The following is a 17895-nucleotide window of genomic DNA, read 5'->3' on the forward strand; positions in this document are numbered from 1 at the left end:
CGCTACCCAAGGTCCGTCAGCGGGCGCCCGGCATTTTCGCGGGCGTCATCCGGCGAGGAACGTCACCGCGGCGGCGAGTTCGTGCTCGGGGACGTCGCCGTGTCCTCCGGGGTTGGCGTGCAACGACTTGTGGCGTGTGGCGAAGGCGTCGAACAGCACGAGGCCGGCGCCGCGCGGGATGAGCCGGTCGTCCCACTGCAGCAGGAACCGCACGGGGACGGTGATCGCCGCAGCCGCGCGCACCAAGGCGTCGGTGGCGCCGATCAGTCCGAGGACGGCCGCGCGGACGCGGGGTTCGGCGGCGACGAGCGGGATGCCGATGGCGCTGCCCATGGACACGCCCCAGAACCCGACGCGGTCGCTGGTGGCGGGCAGGGCGTCGAGCACGGATCGCCATTCCGGGATCGCGCGGGCGGCCTGCAGGGCGTTGTACTCGGCGACGAGAGCGCCGGCGTCCTGGCCGGCGGTCGTGCGGGTGCGGATCTCGGTGGCGAACCGGTCGTCGTCGGCGGTGCGGGCCCGGTCGCCGTGGCCGGGGGAGTCGAGCGTGACGACGGCGAGGCCGGCGGCGGCGCAGCGGTGTGCGCGGCCGAGGACGCCGGGGGCTCGTTTGTGCTGGCCGCCGCCGTGGGCGCTGAGCACGAGCCCGGCGGGGTCGTGCGCGGGGGTCCAGAGCACGCCGGGGACGCCGTCGTGGACGAAGTCGCGTTCGGTGATGCCGTCAGCGGAGGTGGTGTGCGAGGTGAAACGCATGGCTGGTCGCCTTCCGGGGTGGCTGGAGCGCTCCCGTGGCGACGCGGTGCGGGCGTCAGGCCGTGAAGGGGAGGGAGTGCCCACGTGGGTTGACCGCGTTGATGGGACTCACCTCCTCCGGCCGATCGCGTGCGGGCAGGTTAGCAAGCGGTGATCACCGGGCGCGCGGGTATTCGGCGCGACATCGGGCGTGTGCCGCTACTAGGTTCCGGTGCCATGCCTGATGTTGTGCAGACGCGCCACGGCGCGACGGTGCTGATGTGCGCCGAGGACGGTCCCCTGATCACCGACGAGCAGTCCGCTGTGGACCTGATCGGCACGTTGTGGGGGCAGGACGTGCGGTGGCTGGTGTTGCCGGTGGCGCGGTTGTCGCCGGACTTCCTGGTGTTGCGCACGCGGGTGGCGGGTGCGGTGGTGCAGAAGTTCCAGCAGTACGGGTTCGCGGTCGCGGTGGTCGGGGACATCTCGGAGCAGGTGGCGGCGAGCACGGCGTTGCGGGACTTCGTGTACGAGTCGAACCGGGGCCGGCAGCTGTGGTTCGTGGCCGATGAGGCGGAACTGGACGCGCGGCTGAGCGCGGCGGCCTGACCACGCCGAACAGCCCTATTGCACATTGCTTGCAATAGGTAGTGTCGCGGGTATGGACATCCGTCGTTCGCTTTCCCAGCACAGTGGCCCGCGCAGGTCGCCGCACGAGGTCCTCCGCCGTCTCGCCGAGTGGGTGACGCCGGGGACGCGGCCGGAGGATCCGGTGCGGGAGCTGGAGCAACGGGTCGCGACACTGCTGGGCAAGCCTGAGGCGTTGTTCTTCCCGTCAGGAACGATGGCGCAGCAGGTGGCGTTGCGGGTGCACGCCGACAGGACGGGCCGCCGGTCGTTCGCCGGGCATCCGCAGACGCATCTGCACGTGTGGGAGAACCAGGGCTACAACGCGGTGCACGGCCTGCGGTTCCATCCCGTGGGCGACCGCAACGAGCTGTTCGGCCTGGACGATCTGAAGGCGGTGCACGAACCGCTCGCGGCGGTGGTGTTCGAACTGCCGCAACGCGACATCGGCGGCGTGCTGCCCGCGTTCGGGGACCTGGCGGCGCAGGCGGCGTGGGCGAGGCAGTCGGGTGCGGCCGCGCACTGCGACGGCGCGCGGCTGTGGGAGGCGCAGACCGGGTACGACGCGACGTTCGCCGAGGTCTCCGCGTTGTTCGACACGGTGTACGTGTCGCTCTACAAAGGACTCGAAGGTGTGCGGGGCGCGGTGCTCGCCGGGGACGCGGACACGATCGGGCAGGCGGCGGTGTGGCGGCGCCGGATGGGCGGGGCGATCGCCGACGCGTGGCCGCTGGCCGCGATCGCGTTGATGGGCATGGACGTGAACCTGCCGAGGATGGCCGAGTTCCGCGACCACGCCCAGGCCCTCGCGCGGGCTATCAACGCCGACGGGTTCGCGCACACGACACCCGAAGTGCCGGCCACTCCCCTGTTCCACGTGCACCTGCCCCTGTCACGCCACGACGCGCAGCGGGCCGCACAGCACCTGCTGGAGGAGACCGGGATCAGGCTGTTCCTGTACGCGCGGTCGAATCCGGATCCGCACCGGTGCAGCTTCGAGGTGAGCGTGGGCATCAGCGGGCTGGAGTTCACGCCGCGCGAGGTGGTGGAGTTGATCAGAGGACTACCATCGCGGGTGTGAGCCTGCCCGAACCCGTCCAGCACGCGCTGGTCAGGGTCTCGCACTCGGTGCTGATCGACGTCGACGCGCTCGCGGGGGTGCGCGAGAGGTTCGACGACGAGCAGGCGGCGTCGCTGGCCGGGTATCTGCGCAGCGCGCAGTCGCCGAACACGGTGCGGGCGTACCGGTCGGACTGGATCGCGTGGGCCGGGTGGTGTCAGGCGGAGGGCCGTCAGGCGTTGCCGGCCGATCCGCTGGACGTGGCGGTCTATCTGGCGGTCGCGGCGGACACGGTGAAGCCGGACGGGTCGCCGGCGTTCGGGGCCTCGACGCTGGAACGCAAGTCGGCGGCGATCTCGGCGGTGCACGCGGCGAACGGCCTGCCGAGCCCGACGCGCAGCGACGTCGTGCGGCTGACGTTGCGCGGTGTCCGGCGCACCCGCAAGTCGCAGCCGCGGCGCAAACGGCCGGTGCTGCTCGACACCCTCGAGGCACTGCTGAACGAACGCCCGCAGGCCGGTCCCGCGCGCGCGAGGGACGCGTTGCTGCTGCTGGTGGGGTTCGCGGGGGCGTTGCGGCGCAGTGAATTGGCGGGCATCGAGTTCTCCGACGTCACGGTGGACGTGGATCCGCGCACGCACGAGCCGTTGCTGCTGATCCGGCTGGGGACGACGAAGACCGACCAGACGGGCAAGCACCAGCAGTCGGTGGTGCTGCCGCGCGGGAGCAGGCGGCCGACGTGCCCGGTGTGCGCGTTCGCGGACTGGGCCGACGTGCTCGACGGCAAGGAGCTCTCCGAGACCGGCCTGCACCGCTGCCACGGCTTCGAGGCGGGTGTCCGGCAGGGGCCGGTGTTCCCGGTGGTGAACCGGCACGGCGGCATCGGGGCCAAGGCGATGTCGGGGCGCGCGGTCGCGGAGCTGGTGAAGCGGTACGCGGTGCGGGCGGGGCTGGATCCGGCGTTGTTCGGCGGGCATTCGCTGCGGGCGGGGTTCGCGACGCAGGCGGCGCTGGGCGGGGCGAGCGACCGGGAGATCATGCGGCAGGGCCGGTGGACCAATCCGCGCACGGTGCACCGCTACATCCGGACCGCGAATCCTCTCGAGGACAACGCGGTGACCCGCCTCGGCCTGTGAATCTGTGACCCAGCTCTCACTCTGCGTAGTTAACTGTAAACAAGATCCCCTCCGGTAGGACTGCACCACCCGGAGTACTCGGCTACGCCGGAAGAACGTGCGCACCGGGAAGTTTCCGGCGTGTTTCCACGCCGTTTGAGCTGCTCTTTTGTTTCACCTTTTGGACAAAATCCGGTGTCCTGACCAGCGACTCAGCCCAATTCGTGAACCGATCTCGCATTTTGGGAGTGGCTGGTCGCATGCACTGAGAGCAATACGATCACCACACCTGGTCATCGACGATGGTCGGGCCTGTTCCACGGTGTTCGCCCCGGCACCCCTGTAACGCCGGAGCGAACACCCCCTGCACCGGAACAAGGAGTGTCGATGAAGCGCAAAACCATGGGCATCACCACCGCCCTGACGCCCAGAGCGGCTCTGACCGCCACGGGCACGCTGGGAGGGACGATCTCCTCCGCCCTCGGCCTGTCCGGCGCAGGACAGCTCGTCCCCCGCGACGTCGTGCGCGACACCGACGGCATCCACCACCTGCGCTTCGACCGCACGGCGGTCAACCGGTCCTGGGCCGCGGTCAACGTCAAGTAGACCCGCCCCGGAAAGCGCCGAGGCCCGGACCGACCCCCTGCACGGTCCGGGCCTCGGCATATGTGCGTCGCATGCCTGACCGCTCAGGGCTCCAGATCGGTCGCCGCCAGGAACGACCCGTCCATGTGAAACGGCACCGAGTCGTGCGCGTGCGTCACCAGCCACCGCCCCTCACGTCGCTGCAATCCCACCGTCGTACGCATCCACATCGAGAACCCCTCGGGATACCCGACCGGCACCGCCGACAGCCGCGCCAGCCCGTGCGCGAACGCCACGTCACCGGACACGACGACCGTCAGATCCCGGTGCTCCAGCGTGATCGGCCCCTCGAACCCGGCCATCCACCCCGCCAGCGACTCCACGTCCCGCGCGTCCAGCCCGGTGTTGCGCAGCGGAGGCGCCAAAGTGCACGTCACCACGTCCTCGGCGAAGCGGGCCACGATCCGCGCGGGATCACGCAGCCGCATCCCTTCCTCGTGCTCGGTGAACGTCTCGCGGATCGCCGCCTCGTCCTGCACCAGCGTGTGCGTCATCTCGAAACCCTCCGTCGAAATCGGCTGACACACCGGTGTCGAGACGCAGCCCGCTGTCTCGACATGGCGGTGGGAAGATTTTTCCGCCAGCCAGCCACGAGCCGGGAGGCCGCACGTGAAGTACCTGATCCTGATCTACAGCAACCCGAAGTCGCGGGCCGCGTGGGACAAGCTCACCGAAGAGCAGCAGATGCAGTTCGGCAAGGACCACTACGACCTGTCCGACAAGCTCCGCGCCTCCGGCGAGCTCATCGTCAGCGAAGGTCTCCCCGGCCCCGAGACCGGCAAAGGCGTCAGCATCAAAAACGGCGAGGTCGTCGTCACCGACGGCCCCTTCGCCGAGGCCAAGGAGTACCTCGCCGGCTTCTACCTCGTCGAAGCCGACTCGATCGACCAGGTCATCGCCCACGCCGCGACGCTGCCCGACGCCCACAACGACGGCATCGAGGTCCGGCCGGTCTGGGACACGACCATGCTGGACGGCCTGTGAACCCTGAGGTGGAGGGCCTGCTGCGCACACTCGCGCCGCAGGTCCTCGGCGTGCTCGTGCGCCGCCACGGCCAGTTCGACGTCTGCGAGGACGCCGTGCAGGAAGCACTGCTCGGCGCCGCCCAGCAATGGCCGGCCGACGGCATCCCGGACAACCCCAAGGGCTGGCTCATCACCGCCGCCTCACGACGGTGGATCGAGCAGTACCGCTCCGACACCGCCCGCCGCCAGCGCGAGGACAAGGTCGTCGCCCTCACCCCGACACCACCCGATCCCGTGCCCGCGCAGGACGACACCCTCACCCTCCTCGCCCTGTGCTGCCACGAGTCGCTCACCACCGCCTCGCAGATCGCCCTGACCCTCAGAGCCGTCGGCGGACTCACCACCGCCGAGATCGCACGAGCGTTCCTCGTACCCGAAGCGACGGTCGCGCAACGCATCAGCCGCGCCAAGCAGAAGATCAAGCAGTCCGGCGCCAAGTTCCGGCCACCCCAGGACCTCACCGCCGTCCTGCACGTCCTCTACCTGATCTTCACCGAAGGCTCCACCGCCAGCTCCGGCGACGACCTGGTGCGCGTCGACCTCACCGCCGAAGCCATCCGCCTCACCCGCCAGCTGCACAAACGCAGACCAGCCGACGGCGAGCTCACCGGCCTGCTCGCGCTGATGCTGCTCACCGACGCACGCCGCCCCGCGCGCACCGACCCCAACGGCGCACTCATCCCGCTCGCCGAGCAGGACCGCACCCGCTGGGACACCCAGGCGATCGAAGAAGGCACCACACTGATCAGCACGGCACTCAAGACCGCCCAGATCGGCCCGTACCAGCTGCAAGCGGCCATCGCCGCCGTCCACGCCGACGCCACCCAAGCCGAAAACACCGACTGGCACGAGATCCTCGGCCTCTACGACCTGCTCACCGTCACCGCACCCGGCCCGATGGTCTCACTCAACCGCATCGTCGCCGTCGCCATGGTCCACGGCCCGAGACAAGCACTCGACGAACTGTCCACACTGGACCTCGACCACTACCGCGTCCACGCCGTCCGAGCACATCTCCTCGACCTGCGAGGAGAACACGACCAAGCACGCCAGGAATACGACAAAGCCGCGAAACTCACCCTCAGCGCCCCAGAACAGCGCTACCTCAGATCCCGGTCGCGCCACCCACGGTAGCGTCCGACGACGGAGCCTCCTGCGGCGGCGCCACCGGCACCACACCCGACAGATCCCCACCGTTGTCGTTGGTGCGCAACACAAAAGGCCGCGTCTGCGTGTACTGCACCACCGAGATCGAACACGGATCCACCACGATCCGCTGAAAACCGTCCAGATGCACACCCAACGCATCCGCCAGCACAGCCTTGATCACATCACCGTGCGAGCACAACACCCACACCGCACCAGGCCCGTGCTCCTCGGAAATACGCGCATCATGCGCACGCACCGCCGCCACCGCACGAGCCTGAACGTGCGCCAGCCCTTCACCGTCAGGAAACACCGCGGCGGAAGGATGCTGCTGCACAACCGCCCACAACGGCTCGTCGTACAGGTCCTTCAACGCCTTACCGGTCCACGCACCGTAATCCACTTCGGACAGATCCGGCTCCGCCACCGCCTCCAAAGACCGATCGGCCAGCAACGGCGCCAACGTCTCCTCACACCGCTGCAAAGGAGACGACACCACCGCGCTGACCGGAACGTCCTTCAACCGCGACACCAGAGCCGCCGCCTGCGCCCGCCCACGCTCGTCCAAACCCACACCCAGCGAACGCCCGGCGAGCACACCGGAACCGTTGGCGGTCGAACGCGCATGCCGAAGCAGGATCACCGTAGCCACGGACCCACCTTAGATCGGCTGCAGCAACCCCATCGACAGCAGCCCCATCAGCACCAGACCCAGCATCAACCGGTACCACACGAACGCCGAGTACGAATGCTTCGACACGTACTTCAACAACCACGCGATCGTCGCGTACCCCACCACGAACGAGATCAGCGTCGCCACGACCATCTGCGGAATCGACGCCTGCACACCCGTACCCGACCGCTCCAGCACGTCCGGAATGGAGAACAACCCCGCCCCGAACACCGCCGGAATCGCCAGCAGGAACGAGTACCGCGCCGCCGCCTCCCGGTTCAGCCCCAGGAACAGACCCGCCGTCAACGTGCCACCCGAACGGGACACGCCCGGGATGAGCGCCAGCGCCTGCGCCAGCCCCATCCCGATCGCGTCCTTCATCCGCAACTCGTCACGCTGCTGCTTCGCCAGGTGGTCCGCCAGACCCAGCAGCAGACCGAACACGATCAACATCGTCGCCGTGATCCACAGGTTCCGCGCCGACGTCCGGATCTCGTCCTTCAGCAGATAACCGAGAACCGAGATCGGCACGGAACCGATGATCACGTACCAGGCGAGCTTGTAATCCCTCTCCTTGCGCGCCTCCGCGCTGAAGAGACCGCGGAACCAGGCGCTGATGAAGCGCCCGATGTCCTTGGCGAAGTAGATCAGCACCGCCACCTCGGTACCCAACTGGATCACCGCGGTGAACGAAGCGCCCGCGTCGTTGCCGAAGAACAGCGTCGACGTGATGCGCAGGTGCGCACTGCTGGAAATCGGCAGGAATTCCGTCAGTCCTTGGACCAGTCCGAGGACCAGAGCCTGCAACCAGCTCAACTACCCACTCCTGCCAGATCCAAAGCCTCGGCCGCGGTCCGAAGACCCGCGATCCCCTGCTCCAGATCTTGCAGCATCGGCGAAACGGACAGCGTGGTGACCCCCGCCGCGGCGAGCGCCTTCATCCGGTCTGCTATGCGCTCCTTCGGGCCCAGCAACGACGTCGCGTCCAGGAACTCCAGCGGAATCGCCGCCATCGCACCGGCGTAGTCACGAGCCAGGTACTTCTCCTGGATCTCCTCGGCCTGAGCCGGGAAACCCATGCGCACCATCAGGTTGTTGTAGAAGTTCTGCTTGCGCGACCCCATGCCGCCCACGTACAGCGCGGTGTAGGCCCTGACCGGGTCCGCACACGCCTTCCAGTCCTCACCCACGATCAACGGCACCGTCGGCACGACGTCGAAGCCGTCCATCGTCAGCCCGGCCTTCTCCCGACCGGCCCTCACCGACGCCAGCGACTCCGCCGAGTACTCCGGCGAGAAGAAGATCGCCAGCCACCCGTCCGCGATCTCACCCGTCAGCTCCAGGTTCTTCGGACCCACAGCGGCGAGGTAGATCGGAATCTGGTCACGCACGGGGTGCACGGTCAGCTGCAACGCCTTACCCGGACCGTCCGGAAGCGGGAGCGTGTAGTGCTCACCCTCGTAGCGCAACTTCTCCCGGGACAGCGCCTTCTTCACGATCTCCACGTACTCACGCGTGCGCGCCAACGGCTTGTCGAACCGCACACCGTGCCAGCCCTCCGACACCTGCGGACCCGACACACCGAGACCCATCCGGAACCGGCCACCCGACAAGGTGTCCAAAGTGGCCCCGGTCATCGCGGCCATCGCCGGCGTCCGCGCCGGAATCTGGAAGATCGCGCTACCGACGTCGATGCGTTCGGTCTGCGCGGCCACCCACGCGAGCACCGTCGGCGCGTCGGAACCGTAGGCCTCCGCGGCCCACACCACCGAAAAACCGAGTCGGTCGGCCTCTTTGGCCAGCTCAAGGTTCGCGGCGTCGTTGCCGGCGCCCCAGTATCCGAGGTTCAGTCCGAGCTTCACACGGCGAGACCCTACCGGTCAGTAACACCGATTGCCAGGCTCAGCCGATGATCACCCCTTAGCATCGCGCACGTGGAACAGCGATACCTCGGCCGCAGCGGCCTCCGCGTGTCCAGGACGGCACTGGGCACGATGACATGGGGCCGCGACACCGACGCGGACGAGGCCGCCACCCAGCTCATGGCCTACGCCGACGCCGGCGGCACCCTCATCGACACCGCCGACGTCTACTCCGACGGCGAAGCCGAACGCATCCTCGGCACCCTCCTCGGCGAAGTCGTCCCCCGCGACGAACTCGTCCTCGCCACCAAAGCCGTCGCCCGCCGCACCGAAGGCCCCTTCGGCGGAGGCGCCTCCCGCGGCGCCCTCCTCTCCGCACTCGACGGCTCCCTACGACGCATCGGCGTCGACCACATCGACCTCTGGCAACTCCACGCCTGGGACGCCGGCGTCCCCCTCGATGAATCACTGTCCGCCCTCGACCAGGCCATCTCCTCCGGCAAAGTCAGATACGCGGGCATCTCCAACTACAGCGGCTGGCAACTCGCCACCGCAGCACTGACACCCACCACCTACCCGCTCATCTCCACCCAGGTCGAGTACTCCCTGCTGGAACGCGGCATCGAACGCGAAGTCGCCCCCGCCGCCCTCCACCACGGCCTCGGACTCCTGCCCTGGGCACCCCTCGGCCGCGGCGTCCTCACCGGCAAGTACCGCAACGGCACACCACCCGACTCCCGCGGCGCGTCCGCCCACTTCGCCGGCTACGTCGAACAACACCGCAACGACCGCGCCGCCCGCATCGTCCAGGCCGTCTCCACCGCCGCCGAAGGCCTCGGCACCTCGGCGCTGTGCGTCGCCCTGGCCTGGGTCAGGGACCGCCCCGGAGTCGTCTCACCCGTGGTCGGCGCCCGCGACACCAACCAGCTCATCGCCTCGCTGGAAGCCGAGGAGCTGACGTTGCCGCCGGCGATCAGAGCCGCACTGGACGACGTCAGCGCCATCGAACTGGGCTATCCCGAACGCCCCATGCCCTGACCCTCTCTGTCTTGGCTGTTTGTCCAGCTGTGCGTTGAGGGGTCCGGACTACGGTTGAGTGTTGAATTTAGTTAACACTGAAGTTATAGAGATAAATGCGTCAAAGCCGCCGAACGGAGTTTCACCCCACCCCTTGCGTGACCTCCGACTGAACGTCGTGGATGCTGGAAGACGACGACTTCTTACGGAGGAACCGATCTTGCGCCGGCTCGCTGCTCTGATCTTGACCACCGCCGCTCTGACAGCGTGCGGCCAGAGCGAGGGGTCGCAGGATCCGCTGCAGGTCGCCGAAGTCCTCGAGGCCGCCAAGCCGGCCCGCTCCCCCGCCCAGAACGGCACGCCGCCCGGCACCATCACCCCCGGCGGCACGTTCCAAGAGGGCGACACCACGCTGAAGTTCCAGGTCAACGGCCGCAACGTCGAACTCGACCGGCTGCGCAGCGCGGTCTTCGAGATGACCACCGACGACAAGGGCGCGCAGACCAGGGGCCCCGGCCTGCGCGCGGGCGACGGCGCCACCAACGGCGTCCCCGACCGCTTCGGACGCCTGCTCGTCGTCGACACCCGCGGCGGGGAGTTCATCGCGTTCTCCATCAACCCGCTGATCATGCGCCAGCGCTACCCGATGCCCGGCACGCCCTACGGCATCGCCTACGACGCCAAACGCGACATCGCGTGGATCACGCTCACCGAGCGCAACGAGGTCGTGGGACTCAACGTCGCCGCTGGAGAACCGGCCGAGAAGTACCGGTTCCCCACCGTGCGTCAGCCCAACACCGTCAGCGTCGACCAGGAATCCGGACGCGTCACCGTCACGTCCGGCGACAACGGAGGGATACAGGTGATCTCACCATGAACGAAGGGGTGATCGACGGGGACTGGGAATACCGGCCGCTGCGTCTGCCGCCCGGCATCTCCCGCCGCACCGCGACCACGCAGCTGGCCATCCACGCCGAGTTCGCGGGCTGGGAACTCTCCCGCACGCTGCTCTACGGCGACGGCTCCCGCAAGATCTGGCTCCGCCGCAAGCGCCAGCCCGACCTGGTACCAGGCCTCATCACCTGACCACCAGCCCGTCGCCGAACGCGGCCGGCTCGCACTCGGCGATGAAGTCCGCCGGAAAGCCCCGCTCGAACGGGGCCGCCGCCTCCAGGCGCGCGACCGCTTCCGGCGGCAGCACGACCTCGCCCAGACAATCCAGCACCTGCTCCGGCGTCCGCGCGCCCACCAGCGGCAGCGCCCCGGACGCGCGCACCCACGCCAACGCCACCTGGGCCGGCGTCGCGCCCAGCTCCTCCGCGACCGCCCGCACGGCCCGCGCCACGCCCTCCTCCCGCTCGGACAGCCGGCCGGACCGCTGCGTGCCACCGGAGAGCCTGCCCGCGGCCAGCGGCGCCCACGCCGCCACCGTCAGCCCCAGCGCCGACGCCATCGGCAGCAACTCCCGCTCCACATCGCGCTTCAGCAGGTTGTACGGCACCTGCAACCCCGAGAACGCCGTCCAGTCACGCCACTCCGCCAGCGTGTTCGCCCGCGCCACGAACCACGCCGGCGCGTCCGACACCCCGACGTAGAGCACCTTCCCCGCCCGCACCACGTCGTCCAGCGCCCGCATCGTCTCCTCGACCGGCGTGTGCCGGTCCCACAGATGCACCCACAGCACGTCCACGTAGTCCGTCCGCAACCGCCGCAGCGACTGTTCCAGGGACAACACCAGGTTCTTGCGGTGGTTCCCGCCCGCGTTCGGATCCCCCGCGTCCCGCGACAACGCGTACTTCGTCGCCACCACGAACCGGTCCCGCCGCGTCAGCACCGCGCCCAGGACCTCCTCGCTCTCACCGTAGGCCGAAGCGGTGTCGAGGAAGTTCCCACCGGCGTCGGCGTAGGCGTCGACCACCCGCCGTGCGAGATCCTCCGAACGCAGCGTCATCGTGCCCAGCAACAACTCCGAGACGCGCAGGCCGGTCCGGCCGAACAGTCGGTATCTCATGATCCACAGCATCACCGCGGACGGCGAACCGAGGGAGACCGGCTCAGGGCCCCTCTAAACTGGCCGATCATGGCCGACAACGCACTGGGCCGCTTCCTGCGCGCCCGCCGTGAAGCGACCACTCCCCCGGCCACCGGGCGCCGCCGCACCCCCGGCCTGCGCCGCGGCGAGCTCGCCGACCGCGCCGGCATCAGCGTCGAGTACCTCACCCGCCTCGAACGCGGCACCGACCGCTCCCCCTCCGGCCAGGTCCTCTCCGCCCTAGCCGACGCCCTGACCATGACCGCGGACGAGCGCGTCCACCTGTACCGCCTGATCAAGGCCGGCACGACCTGCTCCCCTGCCCCGCCTCCGCCGCTGCGCCCGACGGTCAGAGCGATGTTGGACACGCTCGAACCCGCCGCGGCCGCCGTGCTCTCCCCCGCCGGCGACGTCCTCGCGAGCACTTCGCGGTTCCGCGAGATCTCCGGCCTGGAGGACGAACACAACCTCGTCCGCTTCGCCTTCAGCCCGCGGGCCGAGGCCCACTACCCCGACTGGGACCAGGTCGCGACCGACCGCGCCGCCACCCTCCGCGCAGCCGCTGACCTGGGCGATCACTCCGCGGCAGCGCTCGCGTTCGAACTGTCGGTCACCGTCGGCACAGCCTTCACGGACCGCTATGACGCCGTGGCGTCCCTGCCTCCAGCGACCGGTACCGAGCGCTGGGGCCTCCACCTCTTGGCGTACGAGACGCTGTACTTGGCGGGTGAAGGCGAGCACCGGTTGATGGTCTACTTCAGTCAACACTGAAACTATAGAGTCTGACGAGACACAGACGGATGAAAGAATCACCGTCATGCCCCGCCCGGAAAAACCGCTCGACCCGTTCGCCGGGCCTGTTGAACAGTTCGCCTTCGACCTGCGCAAGCTCCGCGAGAAGGCCGGCTCCCCCGGCTACCGGGAACTCGGCAGGCTCAGCCACTACTCCGCCAGCACCCTCGCCGACGCCGCCCGCGGCCAGCGGCTGCCCAGCCTCGCCGTGTCACTCGCGTTCGTCCGCGCCTGCGGCGGCGACGAAGAGGTGTGGGAACAACGCTGGCGCGAGATCAGCGAGGCCGAGCCGCAGCACCCCGCGGGGGACTCCCCCTACGTCGGCCTGAAGGCGTTCACCGAGCACGACGCCGACCGCTTCTTCGGACGGGAACGGCTCGTCGGCAAGCTGCTGGGCAAGCTCGAGCACCACGACACCGTGCTCGTCGTCGGCGCCTCAGGCTCGGGCAAGTCCTCGCTGCTCCGGGCCGGTCTGCTGGCTCGCACGCCGGGGGAGCTGATCACCCCGGGCACCCACGAGACACTCCCCGCCGTCGACGGCCTGCTCGTGGTCGACCAGTTCGAGGAGATCTTCGCGCTCCCCCACCGCGACGAGTTCATCGCCGCGCTCACCCGCCGCGACGGCCAGACCGTGATCGGCATGCGCGCCGATTTCTACGGCCACTGCGCCCGCTACCCCGGTCTCGTCGGGGCGGTCGAGGACGCCCAGGTCCTGGTCGGCCCGATGAGCACCGACGAGCTGCGCAAGGCCATCACCCAGCCCGCCGTCGAGGTCGGCTGCGCCCTCGAGACCGGACTCGTCGCCCGCCTCATCGCCGACGCCACCGGCGAACCCGGCGTCCTCCCTCACGTCAGCCACGCGCTGCTCGAGACGTGGCAACGCAAGCGCGGCAACACCCTCACGCTCTCCAGCTACCACGAGAGCGGCGGCATCGCCCGCGCGATCGCCAACACCGCCGAGAACGCCTACACCGGCCTCGACGAGCGGCAACGCGTGCAGGCGCGCCAGGTCTTCCTGCGCCTGATCACCCCGGGCGAAGGCACCGAGGACACCAAACGCCACGTCAAACGGTCCGAACTCGCGGCCGACGACGTCGTCGAGCACCTCGCCGCCGCGCGCATCCTCACCGTCGACGACGACAGCGTCGAGATCAGCCACGAAGCCGTCATCCGCAGCTGGCCGCGCCTCAAGGACTGGCTCGCCGAAGCGCGCGACGACCTGCGCGTGCACCGCCGGCTCACCGCCGCCGCCGCGGACTGGGAGGCGCACGGCCGCGACCCCGGCTCGCTGTACCGAGGGGTGTCGCTCACCCAGGCCACCGACTGGGCCGAGCGCGAACCCGACGCGCTCAACACCGCGGAGAAGTCGTTCCTCGACGCCAGCAAAGCCGCGATCGAGCACGACCTGGCCACGGAGAAACGCCGCACCACCAACCTGCGCCGCGTGGTCGCGTTGCTCGCCGCGCTGCTGCTCGTCGCCACGAGCGCGACCGTGTTCGCCGTACGGGCGCAACGCCAGACCACCGAGCAACGCACCATCGCGCTCGCCCAGAAAGCCATCGCCGAGGCCAACGGCCTGCAGGACCGCGATCCCGGCCTCGCGAGCCAGCTCCGCCTCGCCGCCTACCGCCTGACCGGGCTGCCCGCCGCCCGCGACACCCTGCTGAGCACCTTCGCCACACCCCAGATCACCATCGCCAGGGGCCACACCGAGGCCGCGTCGTTCGCGCTGTTCAGCCCCGACAACAAGCTCATGGCCTCGGCCGCCGACGACAAGTTCGTGATCATCTGGGACCTCACCGACCGCTACCACCCGGTCGAGCTCGGCCGCGTGCACGCCGGCGACGACGCCACCCACGGCATGGCGTTCAGCCCGGACAGCCGCACCCTCGCCGCGGCGGGCTGGGACGGCAACATCCGCCTGTTCGACGTGTCCAACCCTCGCAAGCCCGTGGAGAAGGCCCGCCTCACCGGGCACGCGGGCCAGGTCGCGGCCGTCCAGTTCACCCCGGACGGCCGCACGCTCGTCAGCAGCGGCGAGGACGGGACCATCCGGCTCTGGGACGTCTCCGGTCCCGCCACCCTGGTGCGCACCATCAAGGCCCACGACGACGTCGTGCACGCCATCGCGCTGAACGCCGCGGGCACCACCGTCGCGTCGGTCTCCTGGGACGACACCGCCCGGCTCTGGGACCTGGCGACCGGCGAGAACCTCTCCACGATCACGTCCGCCCTGGGTGACGTCTCCTCCGACGCCATCGCCTTCTCCCCCGCCGGTCTGCTCGCCACCGGCGGCGAGAACGGCGGCGTGCGGCTCTGGGACGCCGGCGACCCGCGCAACCCCGTGCTCCTCGGCGTCGCGCCCGGACACATCTTCTCCGTGCACACGATGGCGTTCTCTCCCGACGGCAAGTACCTCGCCACCGGCGGCGGCGACAAGATCACGCGCGTCTGGGACATCACCGACCCGCGCGACATCCGCCTCGCCACCGCCATCGCCGGTCACACCGACATGGTGTGGTCGGTCGCCTTCAGCGCCGACTCCCGGCAGATGGTCACCGCCACCAACGACGCCGAGGTCCGCGTGCTCGACCTCGCCAACCTCACCCCACCGCGCCACCGCGAGACGGTCTGGAAACTCGACTACGACCCGGCCGGCAAGTTCTTCACCACCGTCTCCTCCGACGGCGACATCAGGCTGTGGCGCCAGGAGGACCGCCACGCCGAGCCCGTCTCCACCCTGCCCAAGCTCCCCGCCACCGAGGAGACAGCCACCGTCGACGTCCACCCCGGTGGCAAGCTGCTGTTCGCCTCGACCTACACCGCCAGCGGCCTGTGGGACGTCGGCGACCCCGCCCGACCGCGGTTGCTGAGCAGCGCGATCACCGGCACCCAGGCGATCGAGTCCGTGTCGTTCAGCCACGACGGCACCACGCTCGCCGCCGCCGAGCAGAACGGCGTGGTGGGGCTCTGGAACATCAGCGACCCCGCTCACCCGGTGAAGGCGGGCAGCTTCGCCGTGCCCGAGGCCGACACGGTGTGGCAGATCGAGTTCTCGCAGGACGACCGCACGCTCGTGATCGCGAGCGGCTCCCGTGAGCTCCAGCTGTGGAACGTCAGCGACCCGGCCTCGCCCCGCGCGTACCCCGCGCTGCGCACCGACGACAACCCGAAACCGATCCGCCGCGGCGGCCAGGCCGGGCGGCACGAGGTCATGACGGTGGTCATCCACGGCAACGTCATGGCGTTCGCGAACATGGACTCCAGCGGCGCGCTGTACGACATCAGTGATCCCGCACAGCCGCGCAGGCTGGGTTCCCTTCCCAATGACGGCGGGCCGCTGCAGCGCCTCGCCTTCTCCCCCGACGGCACCCTCATCGCGGCCGGGACGACCGACGACCTGGTCCGCGTGTGGGACGTGCGCAATCCCCGAAACCCCCAGGTCCGGGCAGTGCTGCACGGTCACACGGAACGGGTGTGGGGCGTGGCGTTCTCGCCCGACAACCGCACCCTGGCCACCACCGGCGCGGACCGCACCGTCCGCGTGTGGGACATCGACGTCGAGGCGACCGCAGCCCGCGTGTGCGCTACTACGACGGCGCACCTGTCCACTCGTCATTGGGAGCAATACTTCCCCGGCGTCGAACCGAGGCCTCTCTGCTGAACAACACCGCTCACCTTTCCTCTCGCGCTATTTGTAGTGCGGAAACGTTGTGTGGTGTCGATGCGCGGGTGTTGCACAACAACGTTCGTGCAACGTGAGCGGCCAACCGGTGGAAGGTGACTCTTCAGTCAACACTGAAGCAATAAAATTAACCGAACTGGTTGTAGATATGATCAGATTCTGAGTCATGGAGCTCGTGCCGCACGAAGTCGGGGTCGCTCACAGCGCACTGCCGCACGACGAAACGTCCGCCCGTGCCCTGCTCGCGCAAGCCGCGGCCCAGGGCCTGCACACAGTCGTCGTCACCGCCGAGGAAGGTGACGAGCGCGCGATCGCCGTGCTGCGCGAACTGCGCGCGGAATGGCAGACGGAGGGCGGCCACATCACCGCCCAGCTCGACACGGACGCAGAGGGCCAGTTGCAGCACCTCTGGGGCCTCACGGCGGACGAACGGGCCGCGTGGCTCACCGCGTTCCCCCGCCACGACGACCCGAACTGGTGGATGCACCGCCTGCTCGTCCTCAACCACCACCCGGAGTGGTCACCGCTCAAGGACTGGCTGGTCGACGAGCACGTGCGGCTCTTCGGCCGGCCGCCCGGACGACGGCGCCCCAGCGCGGCAGGCCGCTGAAGTCGGGCTGGTGGAACCGCAGGATCGGGGGGATCGGGTCCTCCTTCGGGGTGTCCCGATCCGGCTGGACCGCGGCGAACGTCAGCACCGGCACCCTCGGCACGCCGACCGCGATCACGTCCCCGTGGGTCCCGGCGACCCACATGACGCCGGTGTCGGCGATGTTCGCGACCACGTTCAGGTCCGGTAGCACGAACTGCACCAGCGCGAGGCCACCGGGCATCTCCGCGAGCCCGGCGACGTGCTGGTCGGGCTGCCACGGGAACAGCGTGATCGCCACGGGCGTCCACTGCGCCGAGCTCTCCACCGCCGTCACCGCGTCGCGGTACCAGCGGCTGATCTCGCTGGTCTTCGGGATGCCGAGCAGCCCGAAGACCAGCGCGAGCCCGCCCGGCCGGGGCGACCGGGAACAGGCTGAGCAGGACGAGCACTCCCCCGGCGACCGCGGGCACGGCGGACCACACCAGGCCCGCACACCCCACCGCATCCCCCGGTGGGCCCGCGCGGTCGCCGCGTCGTCCAGAGGCCGGCCGAGCGGCCACTCCACCCGCTCGCGCACCGGGTAGCTGCTCGCCGCGTCCTCGGCACGAACGACCTTGGCGTTCTCCAGCAGTCCACGCCGCTCGGCCTTCGTCTCCGACCGGTACATCAGCGGTCCGAGCCCGCCGACGAGCGTGACCAGCGCCAGCACCACGAACGCGCTGATGTTCCCCGGTGTCGACGGCAGCAGCCAGCACGTCACCGCGCCCACGCCGGCCACGACGGCGATGCCGCCCAGCGTCCTCGCGCCCCAGCGCAGGTCCTGCAGGATCAGGCCCGTGGACCAGTCGTCCTTCGCGGGCACGTCCGTCCGCGGTTCCAGGTACTGCACCAG

Annotated in this window: 19 protein-coding genes; 12 read left to right on the top strand and 7 right to left on the bottom strand. The window is 69.6% G+C overall.

Going from position 1 to position 17895, the window contains the following annotated elements:
• Window positions 1-45: 45 nt before the first annotated feature.
• Entirely contained in the window at window positions 46-753 is a 708-nt protein-coding gene (locus SK571_RS39205) for a dienelactone hydrolase family protein (RefSeq protein WP_319989175.1), read from the bottom strand.
• Window positions 754-969: 216 nt separating this feature from the next.
• Here SK571_RS39205 and SK571_RS39210 point away from each other — a divergent pair, with 216 nt between their 5' ends.
• The 4 genes from SK571_RS39210 to SK571_RS39225 all read left to right on the top strand — a co-directional run bounded on the left by SK571_RS39210 (window position 970) and on the right by SK571_RS39225 (window position 4140).
• The gene (locus tag SK571_RS39210) at window positions 970-1341 is read left to right on the top strand and encodes a DUF4180 domain-containing protein (RefSeq protein ID WP_319989176.1); all 372 of its coding nucleotides are present in this window, start codon (window positions 970-972) and stop codon (window positions 1339-1341) included.
• Between the two features lie 52 nt (window positions 1342-1393).
• On the top strand, window positions 1394-2440 hold the full coding sequence (locus tag SK571_RS39215) for a threonine aldolase family protein (RefSeq protein WP_319989177.1): 1047 nt from the start codon (window positions 1394-1396) through the stop codon (window positions 2438-2440).
• Window positions 2437-3555, top strand: coding sequence for a site-specific integrase (locus SK571_RS39220; protein WP_319989178.1), 1119 nt, complete (start codon window positions 2437-2439; stop codon window positions 3553-3555). Before SK571_RS39215 ends, SK571_RS39220 begins: the two co-directional genes overlap by 4 nt.
• Before the next feature lie 366 nt (window positions 3556-3921).
• Window positions 3922-4140, top strand: coding sequence for a hypothetical protein (locus SK571_RS39225; RefSeq protein WP_319989179.1), 219 nt, complete (start codon window positions 3922-3924; stop codon window positions 4138-4140).
• 83 nt (window positions 4141-4223) lie between these two features.
• Here SK571_RS39225 and SK571_RS39230 read toward each other — a convergent pair whose 3' ends face one another.
• Window positions 4224-4673, bottom strand: a complete 450-nt coding sequence (locus tag SK571_RS39230; RefSeq protein ID WP_319989180.1) for a YybH family protein — start codon at window positions 4671-4673, stop codon at window positions 4224-4226.
• 115 nt (window positions 4674-4788) lie between these two features.
• Between SK571_RS39230 and SK571_RS39235 the strand changes: the two genes are divergently transcribed.
• Together SK571_RS39235 and SK571_RS39240 are read left to right on the top strand one after the other, a co-directional pair.
• A complete protein-coding gene (locus tag SK571_RS39235) occupies window positions 4789-5163 on the top strand; it encodes a YciI family protein (RefSeq protein ID WP_319989181.1) in 375 nt (124 codons plus the stop codon).
• Complete coding sequence (locus SK571_RS39240) at window positions 5160-6338, top strand: RNA polymerase sigma factor (protein ID WP_319989182.1); 1179 nt, start codon at window positions 5160-5162, stop codon at window positions 6336-6338. The genes SK571_RS39235 and SK571_RS39240 overlap by 4 nt, the downstream gene beginning before the upstream one ends.
• Here SK571_RS39240 and SK571_RS39245 read toward each other — a convergent pair.
• The 3 genes from SK571_RS39245 to SK571_RS39255 are packed head-to-tail and all read right to left on the bottom strand — an operon-like array spanning window position 6310 to window position 8885.
• The gene (locus SK571_RS39245) at window positions 6310-7002 is read right to left on the bottom strand and encodes a histidine phosphatase family protein (RefSeq protein WP_319989183.1); all 693 of its coding nucleotides are present in this window, start codon (window positions 7000-7002) and stop codon (window positions 6310-6312) included. The genes SK571_RS39240 and SK571_RS39245 overlap by 29 nt on opposite strands.
• Window positions 7003-7011: 9 nt before the next feature.
• Window positions 7012-7839, bottom strand: coding sequence for an undecaprenyl-diphosphate phosphatase (locus SK571_RS39250; RefSeq protein WP_319989184.1), 828 nt, complete (start codon window positions 7837-7839; stop codon window positions 7012-7014).
• Window positions 7836-8885 carry an LLM class F420-dependent oxidoreductase gene (locus SK571_RS39255; protein ID WP_319989185.1) on the bottom strand — a complete coding sequence of 350 codons (1050 nt, stop codon included), beginning with the start codon at window positions 8883-8885 and terminating at the stop codon, window positions 7836-7838. The genes SK571_RS39250 and SK571_RS39255 overlap by 4 nt, the downstream gene beginning before the upstream one ends.
• 72 nt (window positions 8886-8957) lie before the next feature.
• On the opposite strand from SK571_RS39255, the gene SK571_RS39260 reads away from it, so the two are divergent.
• The 3 genes from SK571_RS39260 to SK571_RS39270 all read left to right on the top strand — a co-directional run bounded on the left by SK571_RS39260 (window position 8958) and on the right by SK571_RS39270 (window position 10988).
• The gene (locus SK571_RS39260) at window positions 8958-9923 is read left to right on the top strand and encodes an aldo/keto reductase (RefSeq protein WP_319989186.1); all 966 of its coding nucleotides are present in this window, start codon (window positions 8958-8960) and stop codon (window positions 9921-9923) included.
• Between the two features lie 223 nt (window positions 9924-10146).
• The gene (locus SK571_RS39265) at window positions 10147-10779 is read left to right on the top strand and encodes a YncE family protein (RefSeq protein ID WP_319989187.1); all 633 of its coding nucleotides are present in this window, start codon (window positions 10147-10149) and stop codon (window positions 10777-10779) included.
• Complete coding sequence (locus SK571_RS39270; protein ID WP_166053823.1) at window positions 10776-10988, top strand: DUF5703 family protein; 213 nt, start codon at window positions 10776-10778, stop codon at window positions 10986-10988. Before SK571_RS39265 ends, SK571_RS39270 begins: the two co-directional genes overlap by 4 nt.
• Here SK571_RS39270 and SK571_RS39275 read toward each other — a convergent pair.
• The gene (locus SK571_RS39275) at window positions 10981-11913 is read right to left on the bottom strand and encodes an aldo/keto reductase (protein ID WP_319989188.1); all 933 of its coding nucleotides are present in this window, start codon (window positions 11911-11913) and stop codon (window positions 10981-10983) included. The two genes, SK571_RS39270 and SK571_RS39275, sit on opposite strands and share 8 nt — an antisense overlap.
• Before the next feature lie 69 nt (window positions 11914-11982).
• Between SK571_RS39275 and SK571_RS39280 the strand changes: the two genes are divergently transcribed.
• From SK571_RS39280 to SK571_RS39290, 3 genes are all read left to right on the top strand, one after another.
• Window positions 11983-12705, top strand: coding sequence for a helix-turn-helix domain-containing protein (locus SK571_RS39280; protein ID WP_319989189.1), 723 nt, complete (start codon window positions 11983-11985; stop codon window positions 12703-12705).
• Window positions 12706-12751: 46 nt separating this feature from the next.
• Entirely contained in the window at window positions 12752-16390 is a 3639-nt protein-coding gene (locus tag SK571_RS39285) for an nSTAND1 domain-containing NTPase (RefSeq protein ID WP_319989190.1), read from the top strand.
• A 187-nt stretch (window positions 16391-16577) separates the two neighbouring features.
• On the top strand, window positions 16578-17021 hold the full coding sequence (locus SK571_RS39290; RefSeq protein WP_319989192.1) for a hypothetical protein: 444 nt from the start codon (window positions 16578-16580) through the stop codon (window positions 17019-17021).
• Here the strand turns inward: SK571_RS39290 and SK571_RS39295 are convergent.
• Window positions 16939-17892, bottom strand: a complete 954-nt coding sequence (locus SK571_RS39295) for a hypothetical protein (RefSeq protein WP_319989193.1) — start codon at window positions 17890-17892, stop codon at window positions 16939-16941. The two genes, SK571_RS39290 and SK571_RS39295, sit on opposite strands and share 83 nt — an antisense overlap.
• Between the last annotated feature and the right edge of the window lie 3 nt (window positions 17893-17895).

The organism is Lentzea kristufekii, from assembly GCF_033949925.1.
In the GTDB taxonomy this organism is placed as follows: domain Bacteria; phylum Actinomycetota; class Actinomycetes; order Mycobacteriales; family Pseudonocardiaceae; genus Lentzea; species Lentzea kristufekii.

Coding starts and splice junctions, on each gene's coding strand:
- SK571_RS39205 (WP_319989175.1), bottom strand. CDS start 753: ATGCGTTTCACCTCGCACACCACCTCCGCTGACGGCATCACCGAACGC.
- SK571_RS39210 (WP_319989176.1), top strand. CDS start 970: ATGCCTGATGTTGTGCAGACGCGCCACGGCGCGACGGTGCTGATGTGC.
- SK571_RS39215 (WP_319989177.1), top strand. CDS start 1,394: ATGGACATCCGTCGTTCGCTTTCCCAGCACAGTGGCCCGCGCAGGTCG.
- SK571_RS39225 (WP_319989179.1), top strand. CDS start 3,922: ATGAAGCGCAAAACCATGGGCATCACCACCGCCCTGACGCCCAGAGCG.
- SK571_RS39230 (WP_319989180.1), bottom strand. CDS start 4,673: ATGACGCACACGCTGGTGCAGGACGAGGCGGCGATCCGCGAGACGTTC.
- SK571_RS39270 (WP_166053823.1), top strand. CDS start 10,776: ATGAACGAAGGGGTGATCGACGGGGACTGGGAATACCGGCCGCTGCGT.
- SK571_RS39275 (WP_319989188.1), bottom strand. CDS start 11,913: ATGAGATACCGACTGTTCGGCCGGACCGGCCTGCGCGTCTCGGAGTTG.
- SK571_RS39280 (WP_319989189.1), top strand. CDS start 11,983: ATGGCCGACAACGCACTGGGCCGCTTCCTGCGCGCCCGCCGTGAAGCG.
- SK571_RS39285 (WP_319989190.1), top strand. CDS start 12,752: ATGCCCCGCCCGGAAAAACCGCTCGACCCGTTCGCCGGGCCTGTTGAA.
- SK571_RS39290 (WP_319989192.1), top strand. CDS start 16,578: ATGGAGCTCGTGCCGCACGAAGTCGGGGTCGCTCACAGCGCACTGCCG.